We start from the raw sequence: 22,865 nt of genomic DNA on the forward strand, positions 1-22,865 counted from the left end.
TTTTTGTGTTGTTTGCAGTCAAGGATCTAGATCCATCCGCCCCACTGCAAGATGAAAATGCCGATATTGGTGGTGATCGCCGCCATTAGCGTGGTAATTACGATGATCGACGCTGCCAGCTCATGGTTACCATTGGCCGCTCGCGCCATCACATAGCTGGCGGCGGCGGTCGGGCTGCCGATGTACAGGAACAGGATACCCAGCTCCGCACCCCGGAAACCGCACAACCATGCGCCAAGGGTACCGAGCAGTGGCAGCCAGACCATCTTCACCAGGCTGGCATCGATGGCCAGCCTGCCACTGTCGCGCAACGCCGCCAGCGACAGTGTGCCGCCAATGCAGATGAGCGCCAGCGGCAGGGTCATCTGCGCCAGGTAATCGCCCGAGGTCAGCAGCCAGTTGGGCAGCGGCACCTGGCCGTAAGCCATGGGCGTGGCTACCAATACGCTAATGATCAACGGGTTGCTGAAAATGCTCTTGCAGATGCTCCACGGGTCGGACTTGAGGTCCGGGCTGTACACCGCCAGCACCAATGCCGACAGCGAGTTGTACATGAGGATGACCAGGCCGGCGAGCACCGCCCCCAAGGAAATACCATAGTCACCGTACAGGCTGGCGGCCAAGGCCAGGCCGATCACGCCGTTATTGCCGCGAAACGCGCCCTGGGTATAGATGCCGCGCTCTGCCAGCGGGCTGCGCCAGATGGCCAGGCCCCAGGCGATGGCGAAACCGACCAGGGTGGCGACGATAAAGTAGAGGATGACACCCGGTTTTACCGCAGAGGCCAGGTCGGCGTGGTAAATGCCGAGAAACAGCAGCGCCGGCATGCAGACGTTGAACACCAGTTGCGAGGCGACGCGATTGAAATTGTCATCGATCAGATGGATGCGTTTGAGCAGTACGCCCATGAACAGCATGGCGAAGACCGGTGCCGTGATGTTCAGCGTCTGGATAAGAAGGGCGAGCATGCGCAAGCGATCCTGGAGGGGGTTGCCGTTAGGGGGCTAATGATACGCCAACGGCTGGGATTTGCGGGGATCGCGGGGTGTTATAGAGAAATTTCTGTCAGTGCCGGCCCTTTCGCGACGGTTCGGCGCGAAGGGGCCAGCACTGCCAATAAAGAATCAGCGCCGAACCGGCCGCTTCTGCAATTTGCGCTGCAAAGTCCGCCGGTGCATGCCCAGCGCCCGCGCAGTGGCCGAGATGTTGCCCTCGTGCTCATTCAACACGCGCTGGATGTGCTCCCACTGCAGGCGGTCGACCGACATCGGGTTTTCCGGCACCAGGGTATCCAGGTCGGTGTGCTCCGACAGCAGCGCCGCCAGCACATCATCGGCATCGGCCGGCTTGCACAGGTAGTTGCAGGCGCCCCGCTTCACCGCCTCCACCGCCGTGGCAATGCTCGAGTACCCGGTCAGGATCACCACGCGCATTTCCGGGTCCAGTTCCAGCAGCTTGGGCAGCAGCACCAGGCCCGAGTCACCGTCCATCTTCAGGTCCAGCGTGGCGTAGTCCGGCAGGTCCTGCTGGGCCAGGATCAAGCCCTCCTCGGCAGAACTGGCAGTGCTCACGCGGAAACCGCGGCGGCTCATGGCCCGGGCCATGACCCGGGTGAAGGTGGCATCGTCATCCACCAGCAGCAGGTGCGGCAGCTCTTCGCTTTCGACCTGGTTTTCTTCGCTCATCATTCATCTCCTCGCTTGCCATAGGGCAGGCGCAGTTCGGTCAGGGTGCCACCCTGTTCATGACTATAGAGTTTCACCGAACCGCCCGCACGGGTCACGCTGGCCTTGCTCAAGAACAGGCCAAGGCCGAAGCCTTTGCCTTTGGTGGTAATGAAGGGTTTGCCGATGGCTTCGGCAATGGCCGGCGGCACGCCCGGGCCGTGGTCGCGGATGCTGATGACGATGTCGTGGGCGTCCCAGTCCAGGCGCACCTCCAGGTCATCGGGGCAGGCATCGGCGGCATTGTTCAACAGATTCAGCAACGCCTGGGTCAGGTCCGGTGGCGGAGTCAGGCGCGGCACTTTGCCGTCGCGCAGGCGCTGGAGGCGGTAACTGGCTTCCGGGCGCATCAAGTGCCAACGGTTCAGCGCCTCGTCCAGCCAGGCGGTCACGTCCTGCTCCACGATAGCAAGGCGGCGGTTGGCTTCGGCGGCACGCACCAGCTGCTGCAACGTCTCTTTGCACAGTTTTACCTGGTCTTGAAGGATTTGCAGGTCTTCTTGCAGCAACGGGTCGGCGTGGTCCTGGCGCATTTCATTCAGTAGCACGCTCATAGTCGCCAACGGCGTGCCCAGTTCATGGGCGGCGCCAGCGGCCTGGGTGGCCACGGCCAGTAGCTGCTCGTCTCGCAGGCTTTCTTCCCTGCGCTCGGAACGCAGTTGCTCCTGGCGGCGCAGCTCTTCGGCCATGCGCGCGGCAAAGAAGGTGATCACCGCTGCGGCCAGGGCAATACTGAGCCACATGCCGTACACCTGCATCTTGTCCCGCGCCATCGGCAGGCCTTCGAGCGGGTAGAACTGCACCAGCAGCAGGCTGTAGGCCGTCAGGGCAATGCCCGAAAGAATCAGCGAATACAGCCACGGCAAGGTCACCGCAGCAATCGCCAGCGGTACCAGGTAATACGACACGAACGGGTTGGTCGAGCCACCTGAGTAATACAGCAAGGCACTGTGGATCAGCAGGTCGCAGGCCAGCTGCAGGGCATATTCCATTTCGGTGACCGGCAGCGACAGGCGCAGGCGCAGCGCCGTGAAGGCGCACAGCAGCGAGGACAAGGCCAAGGTGCCAGCCAGCGACAGCCAAGGTAAAGGCAGCAGTTCGGTCCAGTAGGCAACGCCCACGGAGCCTGCCTGGGCAGCCAGGACCAGGACCCGAATGACGGTCAGGCGCCAGAGGTTCTGGCGGGTAGCAGACAGCGGTTGTACGGCGGCGAGCATGAGCTCTCCTGATGAGTGCTCCAGAAAAATCGGCTGGAGTATACCGAAGCCGGGCGCCTCGCTGCAGCGATGCGGCAAAGCGCCACACTTTGTCACAGGTTCATGATGGCACTTTTGAACCCACTACACTGTTGCCGGTCAGATGGGCCATGCGTGGAATGGATGACCAGACCCCACGCCTTTTATTGCCAAGGAGTACCACATGCAAATCCCTCGTCGCGGCGCCGCCCTTGTCCTGTCTTGCGGCCTGCTCGCCAGCCTGCCGGTGCTGGCTGCCGATGAACCGCGTTACAACCAGGTATCGCTGCGTGCCGAAGTCAGCAAGGAAGTGGCGCGTGACCTGATGGTCGTCACCCTGTACAGCGAAGCGCAGAACACCGACCCGGGCAAGCTCGCCAAGCAGATCACCGAAGCCATGAACAAGGCCGTGCAGCAGTCGCGTCAGGTCAAGGATGTGAAGATCAGCCAGGGCAGCCGCAACAGCTACCCGGTCTATGACAGCAAGGGCCAGAAGATCACCGGCTGGCGCGAGCGCGCCGAGCTGCGCCTGGAAAGCGCCAACTTCCCGGCCCTGTCCCAGCTTACCGCTGACCTGCTGCAAGAACTGAAAATGGGCGGCATGGACTTCTCCATTGCCCCGGCCACACGCAAGGCCAGCGAGGATGCACTGCTCAAGGACGCGGTCGATGCCTTCAAGGCGCGTGCGGAACTGGCCACCGAGGCGCTGGGCGGCAAGGGCTACAAAGTGGTCAGCCTGAACCTCAACAGCAGCGGCTACCCGCGCCCGTACCTGCGTAGCGCACCGATGGCAATGAAGGCCATGGGGGCTGACGAGGCGGCGCCAGCGCCGGATATCGAGGCGGGTACCAGTGAAGTGAGCATGAATGCCGATGGCTTGATCGAAGTGCAGATGCCCTGACAGCCACAAGCTTCAAGCAGCAAGCGACAAGTGGACCGTGAACACCGTCTGCTTTGCCTTGCAGCTTGAAGCTTGCCACTTATAGCTGTTATTCAGACCTTTCCTACGCACCACAAAGGTGCCTCCTACATTTACCCCCGCCCCGAAACATTCTGCAAAATGCCATCATTTTGCCTCCGCAAACGTTTAACTTCGTCGAAAGTTACAACGATGCGACATCCATGTACGGCCGTACCACTTTTCTGGCGCCAACTATCCTTCTACCTGTTGCATTGGGAACATCCCCTGCATAAGTATCCGCAGGTCGGCTCACGAGGCCGCCTCATCCGAAAAATGACAACAATGAGGCCACCATGCTCAAACACGCAGTCATTCCGTTCCTGCTGGGTGCAGGCTTGCTCACCGGCGCACCGTCGGCGCTTGCCGCGTCCAACCTGGTGTTCTGCTCCGAAGGCAGCCCGGCCGGTTTCGACCCGGGGCAGTACACCACCGGGACCGATTTCGATGCCTCGGCCGAGACCGTGTTCAACCGCCTGACCCAGTTCGAGCGCGGCGGTACGGCAGTCATCCCGGGCCTGGCGACCAAGTGGGAAGTCTCCGACGATGGCAAGACCTACACCTTCCACCTGCGTGAAGGCGTCAAGTTCCACACCACCGACTATTTCAAGCCCTCCCGCCCCTTCAACGCCGACGACGTGCTGTTCACCTTCAACCGCATGCTCGACAAGGACCACCCCTTCCGCAAAGCCTACCCCACCGAGTTCCCGTACTTCACCGACATGGGCATGGACAACAACATCGCCAAGGTGGAGAAACTCGACGAGCACACGGTGAAATTCACCCTCAACGAAGTCGACGCCGCGTTCATCCAGAACCTGGCCATGAGCTTCGCCTCCATCCAGTCCGCCGAATACGCCGACCAGTTACTGAAAAACGGCAAGGCCGCCGACATCAACCAGAAACCGATCGGTACCGGCCCGTTCGTGTTCAGCAAGTATCAGAAAGACGCGCAGATCCGCTTCAAGGGCAACAAGGACTACTGGCAACCCGATGACGTGAAGATCGACAACCTGATTTTCGCCATCACCACCGATGCCTCGGTGCGCATGCAGAAGCTGAAGAAGAACGAGTGCCAGGTCACCCTGTTCCCCCGCCCGGCCGACATCGAGCCGCTAAAGGCCGACAAGAACCTGCAAATGCCACAGCAGGCCGGCTTCAACCTTGGCTACATCGCCTACAACGTGATGGACAAGATCAAGGGCAGTAATGAGGCCAACCCGATGGCCCAGCTGAAAGTGCGCCAGGCGCTGGACATGGCGGTGGACAAGAAGAAGATCATCGAGTCGGTCTATCAGGGCGCCGGCCAGTTGGCCGTCAACGCCATGCCACCGACCCAGTGGTCGTATGACGACAGCATCAAGGATGCGCCATACGACCCCGAAAAGGCCAAGCAACTGCTCAAGGAAGCCGGCATCAAGGAAGGCACCGAAATCACCCTGTGGGCCATGCCCGTGCAACGCCCGTACAACCCCAATGCCAAGCTGATGGCCGAAATGCTCCAGTCCGACTGGGCCAAGATCGGTATCAAGGCGAAAATCGTCAGCTACGAATGGGGCGAATACATCAAACGCTCCAAAGGCGGCGAACAGGGCGCCATGCTGATTGGCTGGAGCGGCGATAACGGCGACCCGGACAACTGGCTGGGCACCCTCTACGGCTGCGATGCGGTCGACGGCAACAACTTCTCCAAATGGTGCTACAAGCCCTACGACGACCTGATCAAGCAGGCCAAGGCCACCTCCGATCAGGCCAAGCGCACCGAGCTGTACCAGAAGGCACAGCACATCCTCAAGGAGCAGGTGCCGATCACCCCGATCGCCCACTCCACCGTGTACCAGCCCATGAGCGCCAAGGTGAAGGACTTCAAGATCAGCCCGTTTGCGCTGAACGCCTTCTACGGCGTCAGCGTGGACAAATAGGGTTAACTGCGGCACCCGGGCAATAGCGGGTGCCTTCCCCATCACCTCTTCAATGTCGTCCTGCGGCTACCCGCTGCGGGTTGGGTGAACTGTTGCCGCCATTCATACCCGAGGCGGTGCAAACAGACGAAAAAGGATTCGCCATGCGCCACGCTACCTGCCTATCAGCCCTGTTGGCACTAGGCCTGATCAGCCAATCCCTTCCCTCGCTGGCCAACAGCCTGGTGTTCTGCTCCGAAGGCAGCCCAGCCGGTTTCGACACGGCCCAGTACACCAGCGCCACCGACAACGACGCCGCCGAACCGATCTACAACCGCCTGGTGGAGTTCGAGCGCGGCGGCACCGCCGTACACCCTGCCCTGGCGACGCGCTGGGAGGTATCGGACGATGGCCTGCACTACACCTTCCACCTGCGCGAAGGGGTGAAGTTCCACAGCAACAAGGCCTTTACCCCGAGCCGTGACTTCAACGCCGACGACGTGCTGTTCACCTTCAAACGCATGCTCGACAAGGGCCACCCGTTCCGCCAGGCCTACCCCACCGAGTTCCCCTATTTCATCAGCATGGGCCTGGACAAGAACATCGCCCGTGTCGAGAAAATCGACCCGATGACCGTGGCATTCACCCTGAAATCGGTCGATGCCGCGTTCACCCAAAACCTGGCGATGAGTTTCGCCTCCATCCTCTCTGCCGAATACGCCGACCAATTGATGGCCAGCGGTCGCCCCAGCGACATCAACCAGCAGCCCATCGGCACCGGGCCGTTCGTGTTCCAGCGTTACCAGAAGGATTCGCAGATCCGCTACAAGGGCAACAAGGATTACTGGGCACCGAATGAAGTGAAGATCGACAACCTGGTGTTCTCGATCAACATCGACCCTTCTGTGCGTATCCAGAAGCTGCGCCGCAACGAATGCCAGGTCACCCTGCACCCACGCCCGGCCGACCTGTCGGCACTCAAGGCCGACAGCAAGCTGCAGGTGTTGCAGCAGCCGGGCTTCAACCTCGGCTACATCGCCTACAACACCCAGCACCCGCCATTCGACCGCCTGGAAGTACGCCAGGCGATGGACATGGCGGTGGACAAGGCAGCCATCATCCAGACGGTGTATCAGGACTCCGGCCAACGGGCGGTCAACGCCATGCCGCCCACCCAGTGGTCCTATGACGAAAGCCTCAAGGACGCACCCTACGACCCGGAAAAGGCCAAACAGCTGCTCCAGCAGGCCGGGGTCAAGCCTGGCACCGAAGTCACTTTGTGGGCCATGCCCGTACAGCGCCCGTACAACCCCAACGCCAAACTGATGGCTGAAATGCTCCAGGCCGACTGGAACAAGCTCGGTTTCAAGGTGCGCATCGTCAGCTACGAGTGGGGTGAATACCTCAAGCGCATGAAAAGCGGCGAGCACGACATCGCCCTGATCGGCTGGACCGGTGACAACGGTGACCCGGACAACTGGCTGGGCACCCTCTACAGCTGCGACGCCATCGGCAGCAATAACTACTCGCTGTGGTGCGACCCGCAATACGACAGCCTGGTCAAGCAAGCCAAGCAGGTTACCGACCGCACCCAGCGCACCGCCCTGTACCAGCAGGCCCAGCAGCGGCTGAAGCAACAGGTGCCGATTACCCCGGTGGCGCATTCCACGGTCAACCAACCGCTCAGCGTCAAGGTTTCCGAGTTCAAGGTCAGCCCGTTTGGGCGCAATGATTTTTCCGGTGTGAGTGTGGACTGATTTGTAGCCCTCAAGGGCCTCTTCGCGGGTAAACCCGCTCCCACAGCGTTATCCCCTAGCCAGGAGTCTGCACAGATCCCTGTGGGAGCCGGCTTACCGGCGATTGGGCCAGTACAGGCAACACAACACCCCGATTTTAGCCCGGCGATCCCGCGGCAACCCTGGCAGCACCGCAACAACCATCCGGCCCACAAGGCCGGCAATAACTAGAAAAGAATGGGAGCTTCAACCTTGAGAGTATTCACCTTGACCGCACTGGCTTTATCCATCAGTGCCTTATCCACCGTGGCCCAGGCCGACCCGCAAAGCCAGGACTACCTCCCCCTCACCCTCAAAGACAGCAGCGAGCAAGCGCAAGCCAGCGGCTTCATCGACGGCCAGAGCCTGTCCGGCACCACCCGCAACTGGTACGCCCGCGAACGCGCCGCCCGCGCACCGCTGTGGCGCTACTACAAGAGCGACGGCACCCGCAAACCTACCCACAGCCGCGAAAACTGGCTGCAGGGCAGCATCCTCAACTACAGCTCCGGCTTTACCCAGGGCACCGTGGGCTTTGCTGTCGAGGCCGCCGGCTACAACGCCATCGCCCTGCAACAGGACCGCCAGGCCGTCGCCGGCCCCAACAACCGCACCCTCACTCACAGCGATGGCGACCCCATCGGCCAGTGGAGCAAACTGGGCCTGGGCAACATCAAGGCACGCGTGTCCAACACCACCCTTACCCTGGGCCGTCAGTCGGTGGACACTCCAATGATCGCCTACATCGGCAACCGCGCCTTGCCATCCAGCTTCCAGGGTGCGTTCCTGCACAGCGCCGAGTTCGACAACCTCAGCTTCGACCTGGGCACCTTCGACCGCGTCTCGCCACGCACCGAGCAAAGCCTCAGCAAATTCCGCAGCGAATACAGCGCCACCGGCGTGGAAACCGATCGCGCCAGCACGGCCGGCATCAACTACCAGCCGCTCAAGAGCCTGAGCACCAGCCTGTACGCCACCAAGGTCGACGACTTCTGGAACCAGTACTACTTCGGCGCCAACCACGTGCTGGGCGACAGCGCGGTACTCAGCCTGAGCACCGGCCTGAACTACTACAAGACCGTGGACGCCGGCAGCCAGAAGATGGGCAAGATCGACAACGACACCTACAGCCTGTCGCTCGACCTGACCCACCAGGCCCACACCATCGGCGCCTCGTGGCAGCAGGTGAACGGTAACGAGTACTTCGACTACCTGCACGAAACCAACGGCATCTACCTGGCCAACTCGCTGCTGTCGGACTTCAACGGCCCCAACGAAAAATCGCTGAAGATCTCCTACGTGCTGAACATGGCGCCCTACGGCGTACCGGGCCTGAAGTTCAATCTGTACAACGCCCGCGGCTGGGGCATCGACGGTACCCATTACCGCGGTACCGCCTACGACGTGAACGGCCTGGACGGCGAAACCCACTACGAGTGGGGCATCGGCACCAGCTACGCGGTGCAAAGCGGGCCGCTGAAAGACACCAGCATCCGCGCCACCTACACCACCCACCGCGCCAGCAAGGCCCAGGGTGACGGCAGCCTGGATGAGTTCCGGGTGGTCACCACCATTCCATTCAACATTCTCTGACCGCTGACGCCACGGCCCGGTCTGTGCGGGCCGTGGCAGCTACGCTGGAATCAATGCAAGCCGGGAGACCTGAACCCATGCAGAGTGCTTTCATGAAATCGTTACCGTTGCGCCTTGCCCTCGCCGCGCTGGTGCTGGGCAGCGCCACGCATCTGGCGGCCAAACCGTTGGTGGTCTGTACCGAGGCCAGCCCGGAAGGATTCGACGTTGTCCAGTACACCACCGGGGTCACGTTCGATGCCACCGCCGAAACGTTGTTCAACCGCTTGGTCGACTTCAAGCCCGGCACCACCGACATCGAGCCGGCACTGGCCGAACGCTGGGACATTTCACCCGACGGCCTGACTTACACCTTCCACCTGCGCGAAGGGGTAAAGTTCCACACCACCGACTACTTCAAGCCAACCCGTGAGTTCAATGCTGATGACGTGCTATGGAGCCTACGCCGCCAGCTCGACCCTGCTCACCCGTGGCATGACAAGACCAGCGTCGGTTACCCGTATTTCGAAAGCATGGCCTTCAAAAGCCTGCTCAAGTCGGTGGAAAAGACCGACGACCGCACCGTCGTGATCACCCTCACCCGCCCCGAAGCACCGTTCCTGCGGGACATGGCCATGGGCTTCACGTCGATCTACTCCGCCGAATACGGCGACCAGTTGCTCAAGGCCGGTAAAACCGCCGAGCTGAACAGCAAGCCGATCGGCACCGGCCCGTTCATCTTCCAGCGCTACAACAAGGACGCCCAGGTGCGCTTCAAGCCCAACCCGGACTACTTCCGCGGCAAGCCACCGGCCGATGCACTGATTTTCGCCATCGCCACCGACAGCAACGTGCGTCTGCAAAAACTGCGCGCCAATGAATGCCAAGTTGCGCTCTACCCCAAGCCGGAAGACGTGCCGGCGATCAAGGCCGACGCCAAACTCAAGGTGGCAGAGACCGAAGCGCTGGTCACCGGCTACATCGCCATGAATACCGAGCACAAGTACCTCAACGATGTGCGCGTGCGTAAAGCCATCAACATGGCCTTCGACCGCCAGGCCCATGTTGACCAGCTTTTTGGCAAGGGCAATGCATTGGTCGGGGTGAACCCTTACCCACCGACCATGATCGGTTACAACACCAGCAACCAGAACCCGCCGCGAGACCTCGACAAGGCACGCGCCTTGCTCAAGGAAGCTGGCGTACCACAAGGTACGGTCATCACCCTGTTCACACGCAACGGCGGCGGCATGACCAATCCCAACCCGAGGCTGTCCGCCGAAATGCTGCAGGCTGACCTGAAACAGATCGGCCTGAAGCTGGATATTCGCGTAATGGAATGGGCCGAAATGCTGCGCCGCGCCAAAAAGGGCGAAGCCGACCTGGTGTCCACCGGCTGGGCCGGCGACAACGGCGACCCCGACAACTTCCTCACCCCGCTGCTGAGCTGCGAAGCGGCGAAGAACGGCGAAAACTACGCCCGCTGGTGCAACCCGAAATTCCAGGAGTTGATCACCCGCGCCCGCGAAGTGATCAATGACGACGAACGTGCAAGGCTCTATAGCGAGGCATTGAAGGTGTACGATGACGACCAACCCTGGATCAGCATGGCCCACCCCAAGGTGTTCGTGGTCATGCGTGACAACGTGGAGGGCTACGTGATCAGCCCTCTGACCAAAAATAACTTCGCCACCACCAAGGTGAAGTAGAACAACAACGACCGCCGGCAACCCACACGGGAACCGGCGGCACTGCCGTGGCGTGCTGCTGGCCCCACGGTCTGAAGAGGTAACCCCGACAATGTTGAGCTTTATTGCCCGGCGCCTGGGCCTGCTGATACCGACCTTTTTCGGCATCACCTTGCTGACCTTCGCGCTCATACGCCTGATCCCCGGCGACCCGGTGGAAGTCATGATGGGCGAGCGCAGGGTCGACCCCGAAATGCATGCCCAGGCCATGGAACGCCTGGGCCTGAACAAACCACTGCCGCTCCAGTACCTGGACTACGTCGGCAAGCTCGCCCAAGGTGACCTGGGTGAATCGCTGCGTACCCGCGAAAGCGTGTGGCGCGAGTTTCTCACCTTGTTCCCGGCCACCCTGGAACTGGCCTTCGCCGCCCTGCTGTTCGCAGGCATCGTCGGCCTGCTGGCCGGGGTGATCGCCGCGCTTAAGCGCGGTTCGCTGTTCGACCATGGGGTGATGGGTATTTCCCTGGCCGGCTACTCGATGCCGATCTTCTGGTGGGGCCTGATCCTGATCATGTTCTTCTCGGTGAGCCTGGGCTGGACCCCGGTGTCCGGGCGCATCGACCTGCTCTACGACATCGAGCCGAAAACCGGCTTCATGCTCATCGACACCCTGCTCAGCGACGAAGAAGGCGCGTTCAAGGACGCGGTGATGCACCTGATATTGCCGGCCATCGTGCTCGGCACCATCCCGCTGGCGGTCATCGCCCGCATGACCCGCTCGTCGATGCTCGAAGTATTGCGCGAAGACTACATCCGCACCGCCCGCGCCAAAGGCCTCTCGCCAGGGCGCGTGGTGTTCGTGCATGGCCTGCGCAATGCCTTGATCCCGGTGCTGACCGTGTTCGGTTTGCAGGTCGGCACATTGCTGGCCGGTGCGGTGCTGACCGAAACCATCTTTTCCTGGCCGGGCATCGGCAAATGGCTGATCGAAGCCATCGGCGCCCGTGACTACCCCGTGGTCCAGAACGGCATCCTGTTGATCGCCTGCCTGGTGATCCTGGTCAACTTCGTCGTGGACATTCTCTACGGCCTGGCCAACCCACGCATCCGTCATCAGCGCTGAGGCCCTTGCCATGACTAGCCCGATTCCCAAACCCGTGTCGCCGGCCAGCCCGGTGGACCAGAGCCTGCTCTACCCCTCGCCGTACAAAGAATTCTGGCAAGCCTTCGCGCGCAACAAAGGCGCTGTGATGGGCCTGGCCTTCATGAGCCTGGTGGTGTTCTGCGCGCTATTTGCACCCTGGGTTGCCCCGCACGACCCCAGCGAGCAGTACCGCGACTTCCTGCTGACACCGCCCGTGTGGCTGGAGGGCGGCACTTGGCAATTCATCCTCGGCACTGACGAGCTGGGCCGCGACCTGCTTTCGCGCTTGATCCAGGGCGCGCGGCTGTCGCTGCTGATCGGCCTGTCGTCAGTGGTGATGTCGCTGATCCCGGGCATCCTGCTGGGCCTGCTGGCCGGCTTTTTCCCGCAGTTGCTCGGCCCGTCGATCATGCGCCTGATGGACGTGATGCTGGCCCTGCCCTCGCTGCTGCTGGCCGTAGCCATTGTCGCTATCCTCGGCCCTGGCCTGATCAATACCGTGATCGCCATCGCCATCGTTTCACTGCCCTCTTACGTTCGCTTGACCCGCGCCGCCGTGATGGGCGAACTGAACCGCGACTATGTCACCGCTGCACGCCTGGCCGGTGCCGGTCTGCCAAGACTGATGTTCGTCACTGTGTTACCCAACTGCATGGCGCCGCTGATCGTGCAGGCCACCCTCAGCTTCTCCTCGGCGATCCTTGACGCGGCCGCCCTGGGTTTCCTCGGCCTAGGCGTGCAACCGCCGACCCCGGAATGGGGCACCATGCTGGCTTCGGCGCGCGACTACATCGAGCGCGCTTGGTGGGTGGTGAGCCTGCCTGGCCTGACCATTCTGCTCAGTGTGCTGGCAATCAACCTGATGGGCGACGGCCTGCGCGATGCGCTGGACCCGAAACTCAAGAACGCCGTCTGAGGAGAACGCCATGTCACTGTTGCAGATCAACAACCTGAACGTGCGCTTCGGCGACGCCACGGCGGTACCGGTGGTCGACGGCCTGGACCTGACGGTAGAAGCCGGCGAAATCCTGGCCATCGTCGGCGAATCCGGGTCGGGCAAATCGGTCACCATGATGGCCTTGATGGGCCTGATCGACGCCCCCGGGCGCATCACCGCCGACGCCCTCACCTTCGATGGCACCGACATGCTCAAGCTGAGCGGCCGCCAGCGGCGCAAGGTGGTGGGCAAGGACATCGCCATGGTCTTCCAGGACCCGATGACCGCGCTCAACCCCAGCTACACCGTGGGCTACCAGATCGAGGAAGTGCTGCGCCAGCACCTGGGCCTGAAGGGCAAGGCCGCGCGCCAGCGCGCCCTTGAGCTGTTGAAAAAGGTCGAGATCCCGGCAGCGGAAAGCCGCCTGGATGCTTACCCGCATCAGCTGTCTGGCGGCATGAGCCAGCGCGTGGCGATTGCCATGGCCATTGCCGGCGAGCCCAAGCTGCTGATCGCTGACGAGCCGACCACCGCGCTGGATGTGACCATCCAGGCGCAGATCATGGAACTGCTCGTCAACCTGCAGAAGGAGCGCAACATGGCGCTCATTCTGATCACCCACGACCTCGCCGTGGTCGCCGAAACGGCCAGGCGCGTGTGCGTGATGTACGCCGGCCAGGCGGTGGAAGTAGGCCAGGTACCGGAGCTGTTCGACGTTCCCGCCCACCCTTACAGCGAAGCCTTGCTGGCGGCCATCCCCGAGCACAGCATCGGCGCCGAACGCCTGACCACCCTGCCCGGCATCGTCCCCGGCCGTTACGACCGCCCTGTCGGCTGCCTGTTGTCGCCGCGCTGCCCCTATGTGCGGGACAACTGCCGCCACCAACGCCCGCCCCTTGATCCCCAGGTTCACAGCCTGGTGCGCTGCTTCTACCCGCTGAACCAGGAGGTGGCGTAATGACCGTCGTTCTATCCGCCCGGGAGCTGACCCGGCATTACGAAGTCTCCCGCGGGCTGTTCAAAGGCCATGCGTTGGTCCGTGCGCTGAATGGTGTGTCGTTCGAACTGGAAGCCGGCAAGACCCTGGCCGTGGTTGGCGAGTCCGGCTGTGGCAAATCGACCCTGGCCCGCGCACTGACCCTGATCGAAGAGCCTTCTTCCGGCTCGCTGCAAATCGCCGGCACCGAGGTGAAAGGCGCCAGCAAGGCTGAGCGCAAGCAACTGCGCCGCGACGTGCAGATGGTGTTCCAGAGCCCCTACGCTTCGCTCAACCCACGGCAGAAGATTGGCGACCAGTTGGCCGAGCCCCTGCTGATCAACACGTCACTGAGCAAGGCCGAACGGCGCGACAAAGTGCAGAAGATGATGGAGCAGGTGGGCCTGCGCCCCGAGCACTACCAGCGCTATCCGCACATGTTCTCGGGTGGCCAGCGCCAGCGTATCGCCCTGGCCCGAGCGATGATGCTGCAACCGAAGGTGCTGGTAGCGGACGAGCCGACCTCGGCGCTGGACGTGTCGATCCAGGCGCAGGTACTGAACCTGTTCATGGACTTGCAGAAGGAATTCAACACCGCCTACGTGTTCATCTCGCACAACCTGGCGGTGGTGCGACATGTGGCCGATCAGGTGCTGGTGATGTACCTCGGGCGACCGGCGGAAATGGGGCCGAAAGAGGATATCTACGAGAGGCCGTTGCACCCGTATACCCAGGCGTTGCTGTCGGCAACTCCCACTATTCACCCGGACCCGCTGAAGCCGAAGATCCGCATTGCCGGGGAACTGCCCAACCCGCTCAACCCGCCGGATGGGTGTGCGTTTCACAAGCGGTGCCCGTATGCGACGGAGCGGTGTGCCAAGGAGGTGCCGGCTTTGCGGCAGGTGAGTACGCGACAGGTGGCTTGCCATTATGCGGAGCAGTTTCTGTAGATGACCGGGGCGTTTTGCGCCCCGTTCGCAGCTCAAGGCTGCGCCTACAGGGGATCGCGATAACAGGGGATATCGCGGTCGTCTGTAGGCGCAGCCTTGTGCTGCGAAAGGGCAGCAAAGCGGCTCTTTCGGTCAATGCATGAAAATGGCGATCAGGATGATGACCGGAATTGGTACCCCAAGCATCCAGAGCAGTATCGAGCGCATGTCGGTTCTCCTTGCTTAACGTTGAATGGTGCGATGGGCGACGTATTCGCCTTCCAGCCACTGCACCTGGTCACGACGGCGACCACCATAAAGCGCTGCAAGGCTGGCGAAGAAGGCGCCACACAGCAGTGCTACAAAGGTCCACAGCGCGGTCCATGCAGCAGCCTTCGCGGCAGCCTCAGCCGCTTGCTTGGCCTGCAGCTTGAGCTGTTGCACCTGGGCCATCACCTGGTCGACGCGGGCCTCTGCTTCGGGTTGAGTCAAGCGGGTGCGTTGCGCCACCAACTGCGCCAGGTAAGCGCGGTCTTCAGGCGCAAGTGCACCGTCACCTGCCAGGCCCTTGGCCAGAATGCGCGCCGCTACCCCATTGGCAGCGTCCTCGCTCACCGGCGCAGGGCCGTCACCACGGAACAGGCTGTCGACGAAATACCCCATCGAATCCTTATCGGCATTGGCAGCCGCCGCGCCACCGGCAGCAGCACTCATGCCAACCACTTGCGTCGCCGCGCTGGCTCCAGCACCTACCAGGTTGCCCGCCGTACCCAGGACCAGCATCGCAGCTACCAAGGTGGCGACTGCCCAGGACAGGAACCCATGGGCGGTGTCGCGGAAGTACACTTCATCGCCATGCAAGTTGGCCCACTTCACACGCAGCCTGCCGGCGATATACCCGCCCAGGCCAGAAGCGATGATCTGCGTCAGCAACAGCCAGATGATGGTGGAAACCGCCAGCGTTTTCGCGCTCGCGCCCTCGTTGGCCCAAGGTGAAGTGGCGGCAAAGCCCAAGCCCGCACCCAGCACCACCAATATCAAGGATAAAGCGGCCGCCGCAGCAGCACCCGCGAAGATGGCCGCCCAGGAAACACCTGAGCGGCCTTGAGTATCGAAAACGGAGGAGTCGGCAGAGGGGATCATGATATGTGCGCCTATGTATGTTGGTAGCGAGAAGTCCATTCGCGCAGTAACCGTTGCAGAGGCTGTGCCATTCATTACAAAAAATTAATTACATAAAAATCAGATCGTTAGTGAATTCTTCGATTTAAGAATCGTGCAAAAAGCGCGAGTGGCGCTCCGGCATCAGGTGTTCTGCAATATTGTGGCCTTTACGCCGGCGAGGCATGATCTGGCAATGACGCTCCCTGACGACTCCGCCCAGACCCCGCTCACCGCTGACACCGTGCTGCGCTACCACCTGTGCTGGAAGCATCGTGACCTGGACGGGGTCATAGCGCTGTACCACCCCGACATCCAGTACCACGACTTTTTCCAGAACCGGGTGCTTGGCTACGTTGAGATGCGCGACTACGTACGCGCCTGCCTGCCCCATGAAGCCGGCGAAGACATCGTTCACAGTGACCGCATCCGCGTCGATGGCTGCACCGCATTCATCCAGTACCAGGTCACGGTCCAGGGTGGCGATGGCCTGGTGGCGTTCCAGTCCAGCGAGGCGATCACCGTCAAGGATGGCCTGATCTGGCGGGTCAACGAATACGCCACGCTGGTTCGCCAGAACAGCAGCGGGCACGCCAGTACCGGCCCGCGCCCTGCCACCAGCCGCCTGGGGTTGTCACCACGGCAACTGTCGACCATGGCCCAGGACCTGGAACACTACTTCCAGCGCCAGTGCCCCTATCTGGACCCGGAGCTGGACCTGCAGCAAGTGGCCGATGCCAGCGGCTATAGCCGCAACCAGATTTCCTACCTGCTCAACCAGGTGCTTGGGCAAAGCTTCTACCGCTACGTCAACCAGGCGCGCTTGCAACACCTAATGGCCAGCCTGGACAACGACAGCGTCGAGGCGACGATTGACGAGTTGGCATTCAGCGCCGGCTTCAACTCACTGTCAGCCTTCTACAAGTGCTTCCGGGAACACACCGGCCTCACGCCCAAGGCGTACCTGAAGCAAATTTCCCTGCGTGCACGCACGTAAGACAGCCGCCCGCACACCCCACTAGGATCGCCCACAGACCTTGACGGATGTGGAGCCCGACCCGATGCAACCCCTGCGCACGCTCAGCCTGTGGATGGACCAGCTCGACGAGCCACTGTGCGCTCGCCCGGCCCTGCGTGAAGACCTGGTTGCGGATGTGTGCATCATCGGTGCCGGCTACACCGGACTGTGGACTGCCTACTACCTCAAGCGCCAAGCCCCGCAGCTGAACGTCGCGGTGATCGACGCCAACATCGCCGGTTTCGGCGCCTCCGGGCGCAACGGCGGCTGGCTGATGGGCAACCTGCTGGGCGAAGACCGCCTGCTGGCCACCCTGTCGCCCCAACAGCGCCGGGCCAGCATCGACCTGCTGCACGGCATTCCCGATGAAGTACAGCGTGTGCTGCAACGCGAAGGCATCGACTGCGACTACCGCAAAGGCGGCGTGCTGTACTGCGCCGCACGCTACCCCGAGCAGGAACGCAGCCTGCGCGCCTACCTGGACGATCTGTATCGCCAAGGCATGACCGAAGACGACTACCGCTGGCTGCGCCCCGAGCAACTGGACGCCCAACTGCGGGTCAGCAATGCCTTTGGCGCCATCTACAGCCCGCACACCGCGACCATCCAGCCGGCCAGACTCGTGCGCGGTTTGGCTCGGACAGTGGAGGCGATGGGCGTACCAATCTATGAAAACACGCCGGCCATCGATTGGCAGCCCGGCGAGGTGCGCACGCCGCTGGCACGGATTCGCTGCCAGTGGGTAGTGCCTGCCGTGGAAGGTTACGCTGCCAGCCTGCCGCCACTGGGCAAACATCAGTTGCCGGTACAGAGCCTGCTGGTGGCCACCGAGCCGCTGCCGGACTCAACCTGGGAGCAGATCGGCCTGAGCCAAGGCCAGGCCTTCAGCGAAAGCAGCCGCCAGGTTACCTATGGCCAGCGCACCGCCGACAACCGCCTGGTATTCGGTGCCCGCGGAGGCTATCGCTTCGGCGGCCGACTGCGCGAAAACTTCAACCTCGACGCGCATGAAATCGAACTGCGCCGTTACCTGTTTAGCGAGCTTTTCCCGCAACTGAAACACGTACGCATCACCCACTCCTGGGGGGGCAACCTGGGCATGGCCCGACGCTTCCGCCCGCACATGCTGTGCGACCGCCAGCGTGGCATTGCCCTGGCTGGCGGCTACGGCGGCGAAGGTGTCGGCGCCACCAACCTGGGCGGGCGCACGCTTGCAGCATTGATCCTCAACCAGCACAACGAACTGACCGCGCAGCCCTGGGTGCTCGACAACCGCGCGGTTTCCAGCCTGGCCAGCTGGCCACCCGAACCCTGCCGCTGGCTGGGCTACAACGCCATCATCCAAAGCTTCGTCCACGAGGACCGGACCCTCGCCAACCCCGCCAGCGCGCCCTGGAGGCGGCGCCTGGCCAGCTCGCTTGCGGACTTCATGGAAGGCTTCATGCACTGACTTCCTTTTCCCCTACACAGGATCCACCGGTCATGAGCATCACCCAGTTCAAGAACACTGACAGCGCCGTGCTCGACAGCAGCAACCCGGTCGCGGTACCGCTTGGCGAACCCGTAGCGGTGACGTCGGTCACCTGCGTGGAGCGCAGCGACGGCGTGGAAACCGGCATCTGGGAATGCACCCCCGGGCGCTGGCGCCGGCAGATCGTGCAGCAGGAGTTCTGCCATTTCATCAAGGGCCGCTGCACCTTCACCCCCGACGGTGGCGAACCCCTGGTCATAGAAGCCGGAGACGCATTGATGCTACCGGCCAACAGCACTGGCACCTGGGACATCCAGGAGACCGTGCGCAAGACCTACGTCCTTATCTTCTGATCCGCTGATCGCCTGCCTTCGATAACAACAGACAAAGCAAGGTAACCCCGACATGCGCACGCTCCTTCTTGCACCCCTGATGCTGGCCGCCAGCGTGGCCGGCGCCGCCGAAACAGTGAAGATCTACAACTGGTCCAGCTATGTCGCCCCCGACACGCTGAAGAACTTCCAGCAAGCCAGCGGCATCGTGCCCACCTATGACGTGTACGACAGCAACGAAACCCTCGACGGCAAGCTGATGACCGGCAACTCCGGCTACGACGTGGTGTTCCCCTCCAACCACTTCATGGCCCGGCAAATCCAGGGCAAGGCCCTGAAGCGCCTGGATAAGTCGCAGTTGCCCAACTGGAAAAACCTCAACCCCGTACTGCTCAAGGCGCTGGAAGTGAACGACCCAGGCAACCAGTACGGGTTCCCTTACCTGTGGGGCAGTACCGGCATCGGCTACAACATCGACAAGGTGAAGGCGGTGCTCGGCGACAATGCGCCGGTTGATTCGTGGGACCTCATCTTCAAGCCCGAGTACATGAGCAAGCTGAAAAGCTGCGGCGTTGCGGTGCTGGACAACGGCCCTGAACTGCTGCCGATTGCCTTGCACTACCTGGGCCTGCCACACCATAGCCAGAACCCGGCGGACTACGACAAGGCCAAGGCATTGCTGATGCAGGTACGCCCTTACATCAGCTACTTCCACTCATCGAAGTACACCGGCGACCTGGCCAATGGCGACATTTGCGTGGTGGTGGGCTTCTCGGGGGATGTGTTGCAGGCGAAGAACCGTGCCGAAGAAGCGAAGAACGGGGTGAAGGTGGGCTACTCGATCCCCAAGGAAGGCGCGCCCATGTGGTTCGACATGGTGGCCATGCCGGCGGATGCTCCGGATGAAAAAGCCGGGTATGCCTACATGAACTACCTGCTACAGCCGGACGTGATGGCCAACATCAGCAACCATGTGCAGTACGCCAATGGCAACCTGAGGGCGGACGGGCTAGTGGACCCGGCGATGAAGGGTAATACGATGATTTACCCGAGCGAGGATGTGATGGGCAAGCTGTATGCGCTGGAGGCGATGCCGGCGAAGATCGACCGCATTCGCACACGGATCTGGACCAGTATCAAGGCCGGAAACTGAAAGGGGCCGCTTTGCGGCCCCAATCAAGCAATCAGTGATGCTCGCGGGTAGCGCGGAACTTGATGTCCGGCCAGCGCTCTTCCATCAGCGACAGGTTGACCCGGGTAGGCGCCAGGTAGGTCAGGTGACCACCACCGTCGATGGCCAGGTTTTCCATGGCCTTGGTCTGGAATTCCTCGAGCTTCTTCTTGTCGTCGCAGTTGATCCAGCGGGCCGACCACACGGTGATCGGCTCGTAGGCGCACTCGACCTTGTACTCTTCCTTCAGGCGGCTGGCGACCACGTCGAACTGCAGCACACCGACCGCACCGAGGATGATGTCGTTACTGCGCTCCGGGAAGAACACCTGGGTGGCACCTTCTTCAGCCAGCTGCTGCAAGCCTTGGCGCAGCTGCTTGGACTTCAGTGGGTCCTTGAGGCGCACGCGACGGAACAGCTCCGGGGCGAAGTGCGGGATACCGGTGAAGCCCAGCGCTTCGCCCTCGGTGAAGGTGTCACCGATCTGGATGGTGCCGTGGTTGTGCAGGCCGATGATGTCACCGGCAAAGGCCTCTTCCAGCTGTTCACGCTCGGAGGAGAAGAAGGTCAGCGCATCGCCGATACGCAGGTCCTTGTTCAGACGCACGTGGCGCATCTTCATGCCCTTCTCGTACTTGCCCGAGCAGATGCGCATGAAGGCGATACGGTCGCGGTGTTTCGGGTCCATGTTCGCCTGGATCTTGAACACGAAGCCGGTGAACTTCTCTTCCACAGGCTCGACGGTACGCTCGTGGGCAACGCGGCCCAGCGGGCGCGGCGCCCAGTCGACCACGGCGTCGAGCACGTGATCCACACCGAAGTTGCCCAGTGCCGTACCGAAGAACACCGGGGTCAGCTGACCGTTGATGAACTCTTCCTGGTTGAACTCATGGCAGGCACCCTGCACCAGTTCCAGCTGCTCGACAAACGAATCGTACTGGTCACCCAGGTGTGCGCGGGCTTCGTCCGAGTCCAGCTTCTGGATGATCTTGGCTTCGGTGCGCTCATGGCCGTGGCCAGGGGTGTACACCACGATGTAGTCGCCGGTGAGGTGGTACACGCCTTTGAAGTCGCGGTAGCAACCAATCGGCCAGGTGATCGGCGCGGCCTTGATCTTCAGTACGGCTTCGATCTCGTCCAGCAGTTCGATCGGGTCACGGATGTCACGGTCGAGTTTGTTGATGAAGCTGACGATCGGCGTATCGCGCAGGCGGCACACGTCCATCAGGGCGATGGTACGCGGCTCAACACCTTTACCACCGTCGAGCACCATCAGCGCCGAGTCCACTGCGGTCAGGGTGCGGTAGGTGTCTTCCGAGAAGTCTTCGTGGCCGGGGGTGTCGAGCAGGTTGATCATGTGCTCGCGGTACGGGAACTGCATCACCGAGGTGGTGATGGAGATGCCGCGCTGCTTCTCCATTTCCATCCAGTCGGAGGTGGCGTGGCGGTCGGACTTGCGCGACTTCACGGTACCGGCGACGGCAATGGCCTTGCCCATCAGCAGCAGCTTCTCGGTGATGGTGGTCTTACCGGCGTCGGGGTGGGAAATGATTGCGAAAGTGCGGCGCTTCGCGACTTCGGCGGCCTGGTTGGTCATGGGAAATCGCCTGACTGGGGGATTAAAAAGGGGCGATATCATACCTGAAGTTGGGCGGGGACCAAAATCTAGTGAACCAGCGGCACCTGTTCCGGCCTCATCGCCGGCAAGCCAGCGCCCACAAGGACCTCCACAGCATTAACGCCTTGCGCAGTACCTGTGGGAGCTGGCTCGCCGGCGATAGGGCCAGACCAATAGCAACCTATTCATCAGGCAATCGCTTTATCACCACAAATAGCCAAAGCGCAGTGATATCAACGCCTGTGCCGCATTAAGCTGCTGTTTTTTCTCGCCAAAAATTCAAGCCCCCAGTGATTAACGCTGGCCAAATGCCGCTTCAGATGGGAACCTTTACGCCCACGGAGACGTCCCCTCCCCTGCAACCCGCTTCGGTTGGGGACTGATTTCATCAGCATTTTCGGGCCCGACGGGGTTCGGCTCATGGCCTGATCGCAGCCTTCGGCGTGTATCAAGCTGCTACTCGCGAACACACCATTCGCCGCCAGCACTGGCCGGCAAAAAAGAAGTGTGCTCGCCGACAACACAAGGAGTCCGCCTGTGGCTAAACGCTACGGAAAAGGGCTGTTGGGATGCGCCACCGTGCTCGTCATCCTGGCCCTGCTGATCCACTGGATCGGCATCGACACGATCACGCGTTATCGCGATGATCTGGGGTTCTACCTGCAAGCGCACCTGGTACTGGTGCTGGCTTCGATGGCGGCGGCGTTGGCCGTGGGCATCCCCGCCGGCATTGCGCTCAGTCGACCGCACCGGGTCGACAAAGCCGAGCGCTTCATGCAGTTCTTCAACGTTGGCAACACCATCCCTCCCCTGGCCGTTCTGGCCATCGCGCTCAGTATCCTGGGCATTGGCGCCGGGCCTGCGATCTTCGCACTGTTCCTCGCCTCTCTTCTGCCCATCGTGCGCAACACCTACGAAGGCCTGAAAAACGTCCCCGCCTCGCTCAAGGAAGCCGCCACCGGCATCGGCATGACCCCGCGCCAGCAACTCTGGCAGGTGGAATTGCCCAACGCCGTGCCGATCATCGTCGGCGGTGTTCGCGTGGCCCTGGCGTTGAACGTGGGCACCGCCCCCCTGGCTTTTCTGATCGGTGCCAACAGCCTGGGCAGCCTCATCTTCCCCGGCATCGCCCTGAACAACCAGCCACAGCTGCTGCTGGGCGCCGCGTGCACCGCGCTGCTGGCCCTGGTGCTGGACGCAGCGGTGAGTTTCTCCAGCAAGCGCTGGCTGGAACGTGGCCTGGCCCAATAAGGAT

19 protein-coding genes are annotated in these 22,865 nt (G+C 62.0%); 14 read left to right on the top strand and 5 right to left on the bottom strand.

Features of this window, described 5'->3' with window-relative positions; genetic code table 11:
- Window positions 1-26: 26 nt before the first annotated feature.
- The 3 genes from ACF8MI_RS27355 to ACF8MI_RS27365 all read right to left on the bottom strand — a co-directional run bounded on the left by ACF8MI_RS27355 (window position 27) and on the right by ACF8MI_RS27365 (window position 2,941).
- Window positions 27-968 (bottom strand): AEC family transporter, encoded by a 942-nt coding sequence (locus ACF8MI_RS27355; protein ID WP_060501787.1) that lies wholly within the window; start codon window positions 966-968, stop codon window positions 27-29.
- A gap of 156 nt (window positions 969-1,124) precedes the next feature.
- Window positions 1,125-1,685: a response regulator transcription factor gene (locus tag ACF8MI_RS27360; protein ID WP_003255244.1), complete on the bottom strand. Its 561-nt coding sequence runs from the start codon at window positions 1,683-1,685 to the stop codon at window positions 1,125-1,127.
- A complete protein-coding gene (locus ACF8MI_RS27365) occupies window positions 1,685-2,941 on the bottom strand; it encodes an ATP-binding protein (protein ID WP_200928785.1) in 1,257 nt (418 codons plus the stop codon). Before ACF8MI_RS27365 ends, ACF8MI_RS27360 begins: the two co-directional genes overlap by 1 nt.
- Window positions 2,942-3,143: 202 nt before the next feature.
- On the opposite strand from ACF8MI_RS27365, the gene ACF8MI_RS27370 reads away from it, so the two are divergent.
- The 9 genes from ACF8MI_RS27370 to ACF8MI_RS27410 all read left to right on the top strand — a co-directional run bounded on the left by ACF8MI_RS27370 (window position 3,144) and on the right by ACF8MI_RS27410 (window position 14,860).
- Window positions 3,144-3,860 carry an SIMPL domain-containing protein gene (locus ACF8MI_RS27370; RefSeq protein ID WP_200928786.1) on the top strand — a complete coding sequence of 239 codons (717 nt, stop codon included), beginning with the start codon at window positions 3,144-3,146 and terminating at the stop codon, window positions 3,858-3,860.
- Between the two features lie 353 nt (window positions 3,861-4,213).
- Window positions 4,214-5,839 carry an ABC transporter substrate-binding protein gene (locus ACF8MI_RS27375; protein WP_060501791.1) on the top strand — a complete coding sequence of 542 codons (1,626 nt, stop codon included), beginning with the start codon at window positions 4,214-4,216 and terminating at the stop codon, window positions 5,837-5,839.
- Window positions 5,840-5,982: 143 nt separating this feature from the next.
- Window positions 5,983-7,575: an ABC transporter substrate-binding protein gene (locus ACF8MI_RS27380; RefSeq protein WP_200928787.1), complete on the top strand. Its 1,593-nt coding sequence runs from the start codon at window positions 5,983-5,985 to the stop codon at window positions 7,573-7,575.
- 231 nt (window positions 7,576-7,806) lie between these two features.
- Window positions 7,807-9,186, top strand: a complete 1,380-nt coding sequence (locus tag ACF8MI_RS27385) for an OprD family porin (protein WP_060501796.1) — start codon at window positions 7,807-7,809, stop codon at window positions 9,184-9,186.
- A 77-nt stretch (window positions 9,187-9,263) separates the two neighbouring features.
- Window positions 9,264-10,874 carry an ABC transporter substrate-binding protein gene (locus ACF8MI_RS27390; RefSeq protein ID WP_182408657.1) on the top strand — a complete coding sequence of 537 codons (1,611 nt, stop codon included), beginning with the start codon at window positions 9,264-9,266 and terminating at the stop codon, window positions 10,872-10,874.
- A gap of 91 nt (window positions 10,875-10,965) precedes the next feature.
- On the top strand, window positions 10,966-11,976 hold the full coding sequence (locus tag ACF8MI_RS27395; protein WP_060501798.1) for an ABC transporter permease subunit: 1,011 nt from the start codon (window positions 10,966-10,968) through the stop codon (window positions 11,974-11,976).
- A 10-nt stretch (window positions 11,977-11,986) separates the two neighbouring features.
- On the top strand, window positions 11,987-12,913 hold the full coding sequence (locus ACF8MI_RS27400; RefSeq protein WP_156867108.1) for an ABC transporter permease subunit: 927 nt from the start codon (window positions 11,987-11,989) through the stop codon (window positions 12,911-12,913).
- Window positions 12,914-12,923: 10 nt separating this feature from the next.
- Window positions 12,924-13,892 (top strand): ABC transporter ATP-binding protein, encoded by a 969-nt coding sequence (locus ACF8MI_RS27405; protein WP_060501802.1) that lies wholly within the window; start codon window positions 12,924-12,926, stop codon window positions 13,890-13,892.
- On the top strand, window positions 13,892-14,860 hold the full coding sequence (locus ACF8MI_RS27410; RefSeq protein ID WP_164525018.1) for a peptide ABC transporter ATP-binding protein: 969 nt from the start codon (window positions 13,892-13,894) through the stop codon (window positions 14,858-14,860). The genes ACF8MI_RS27405 and ACF8MI_RS27410 overlap by 1 nt, the downstream gene beginning before the upstream one ends.
- 222 nt (window positions 14,861-15,082) lie before the next feature.
- Here ACF8MI_RS27410 and ACF8MI_RS27415 read toward each other — a convergent pair whose 3' ends face one another.
- Window positions 15,083-15,982 (bottom strand): hypothetical protein, encoded by a 900-nt coding sequence (locus tag ACF8MI_RS27415; RefSeq protein WP_025753800.1) that lies wholly within the window; start codon window positions 15,980-15,982, stop codon window positions 15,083-15,085.
- Between the two features lie 214 nt (window positions 15,983-16,196).
- On the opposite strand from ACF8MI_RS27415, the gene ACF8MI_RS27420 reads away from it, so the two are divergent.
- The 4 genes from ACF8MI_RS27420 to ACF8MI_RS27435 all read left to right on the top strand — a co-directional run bounded on the left by ACF8MI_RS27420 (window position 16,197) and on the right by ACF8MI_RS27435 (window position 19,974).
- Window positions 16,197-16,997: a nuclear transport factor 2 family protein gene (locus ACF8MI_RS27420; protein ID WP_104834027.1), complete on the top strand. Its 801-nt coding sequence runs from the start codon at window positions 16,197-16,199 to the stop codon at window positions 16,995-16,997.
- Between the two features lie 64 nt (window positions 16,998-17,061).
- Entirely contained in the window at window positions 17,062-18,468 is a 1,407-nt protein-coding gene (locus ACF8MI_RS27425) for an FAD-binding oxidoreductase (protein ID WP_060501807.1), read from the top strand.
- A gap of 32 nt (window positions 18,469-18,500) precedes the next feature.
- Window positions 18,501-18,842, top strand: a complete 342-nt coding sequence (locus ACF8MI_RS27430) for a cupin domain-containing protein (protein WP_016501370.1) — start codon at window positions 18,501-18,503, stop codon at window positions 18,840-18,842.
- A gap of 52 nt (window positions 18,843-18,894) precedes the next feature.
- Window positions 18,895-19,974, top strand: coding sequence for a polyamine ABC transporter substrate-binding protein (locus ACF8MI_RS27435; RefSeq protein ID WP_060501809.1), 1,080 nt, complete (start codon window positions 18,895-18,897; stop codon window positions 19,972-19,974).
- Between the two features lie 31 nt (window positions 19,975-20,005).
- Here the strand turns inward: ACF8MI_RS27435 and ACF8MI_RS27440 are convergent, their stop codons facing one another.
- Window positions 20,006-21,589, bottom strand: a complete 1,584-nt coding sequence (locus ACF8MI_RS27440) for a peptide chain release factor 3 (protein ID WP_200928788.1) — start codon at window positions 21,587-21,589, stop codon at window positions 20,006-20,008.
- Window positions 21,590-22,147: 558 nt separating this feature from the next.
- On the opposite strand from ACF8MI_RS27440, the gene ACF8MI_RS27445 reads away from it, so the two are divergent.
- On the top strand, window positions 22,148-22,861 hold the full coding sequence (locus tag ACF8MI_RS27445; protein WP_028698933.1) for an ABC transporter permease: 714 nt from the start codon (window positions 22,148-22,150) through the stop codon (window positions 22,859-22,861).
- The last annotated feature ends 4 nt before the right edge of the window (window positions 22,862-22,865 follow it).

This window comes from Pseudomonas sp. yb_9 (assembly GCF_043103635.1).
Classification (GTDB): Bacteria; Pseudomonadota; Gammaproteobacteria; order Pseudomonadales; family Pseudomonadaceae; genus Aquipseudomonas; species Aquipseudomonas monteilii.

Coding starts and splice junctions, on each gene's coding strand:
- ACF8MI_RS27365 (WP_200928785.1), bottom strand. CDS start 2,941: ATGCTCGCCGCCGTACAACCGCTGTCTGCTACCCGCCAGAACCTCTGG.
- ACF8MI_RS27415 (WP_025753800.1), bottom strand. CDS start 15,982: ATGATCCCCTCTGCCGACTCCTCCGTTTTCGATACTCAAGGCCGCTCA.
- ACF8MI_RS27420 (WP_104834027.1), top strand. CDS start 16,197: ATGACGCTCCCTGACGACTCCGCCCAGACCCCGCTCACCGCTGACACC.
- ACF8MI_RS27430 (WP_016501370.1), top strand. CDS start 18,501: ATGAGCATCACCCAGTTCAAGAACACTGACAGCGCCGTGCTCGACAGC.
- ACF8MI_RS27435 (WP_060501809.1), top strand. CDS start 18,895: ATGCGCACGCTCCTTCTTGCACCCCTGATGCTGGCCGCCAGCGTGGCC.
- ACF8MI_RS27395 (WP_060501798.1), top strand. CDS start 10,966: ATGTTGAGCTTTATTGCCCGGCGCCTGGGCCTGCTGATACCGACCTTT.
- ACF8MI_RS27440 (WP_200928788.1), bottom strand. CDS start 21,589: ATGACCAACCAGGCCGCCGAAGTCGCGAAGCGCCGCACTTTCGCAATC.
- ACF8MI_RS27380 (WP_200928787.1), top strand. CDS start 5,983: ATGCGCCACGCTACCTGCCTATCAGCCCTGTTGGCACTAGGCCTGATC.
- ACF8MI_RS27355 (WP_060501787.1), bottom strand. CDS start 968: ATGCTCGCCCTTCTTATCCAGACGCTGAACATCACGGCACCGGTCTTC.
- ACF8MI_RS27390 (WP_182408657.1), top strand. CDS start 9,264: ATGCAGAGTGCTTTCATGAAATCGTTACCGTTGCGCCTTGCCCTCGCC.
- ACF8MI_RS27405 (WP_060501802.1), top strand. CDS start 12,924: ATGTCACTGTTGCAGATCAACAACCTGAACGTGCGCTTCGGCGACGCC.
- ACF8MI_RS27400 (WP_156867108.1), top strand. CDS start 11,987: ATGACTAGCCCGATTCCCAAACCCGTGTCGCCGGCCAGCCCGGTGGAC.
- ACF8MI_RS27410 (WP_164525018.1), top strand. CDS start 13,892: ATGACCGTCGTTCTATCCGCCCGGGAGCTGACCCGGCATTACGAAGTC.
- ACF8MI_RS27425 (WP_060501807.1), top strand. CDS start 17,062: ATGCAACCCCTGCGCACGCTCAGCCTGTGGATGGACCAGCTCGACGAG.
- ACF8MI_RS27360 (WP_003255244.1), bottom strand. CDS start 1,685: ATGAGCGAAGAAAACCAGGTCGAAAGCGAAGAGCTGCCGCACCTGCTG.
- ACF8MI_RS27375 (WP_060501791.1), top strand. CDS start 4,214: ATGCTCAAACACGCAGTCATTCCGTTCCTGCTGGGTGCAGGCTTGCTC.
- ACF8MI_RS27370 (WP_200928786.1), top strand. CDS start 3,144: ATGCAAATCCCTCGTCGCGGCGCCGCCCTTGTCCTGTCTTGCGGCCTG.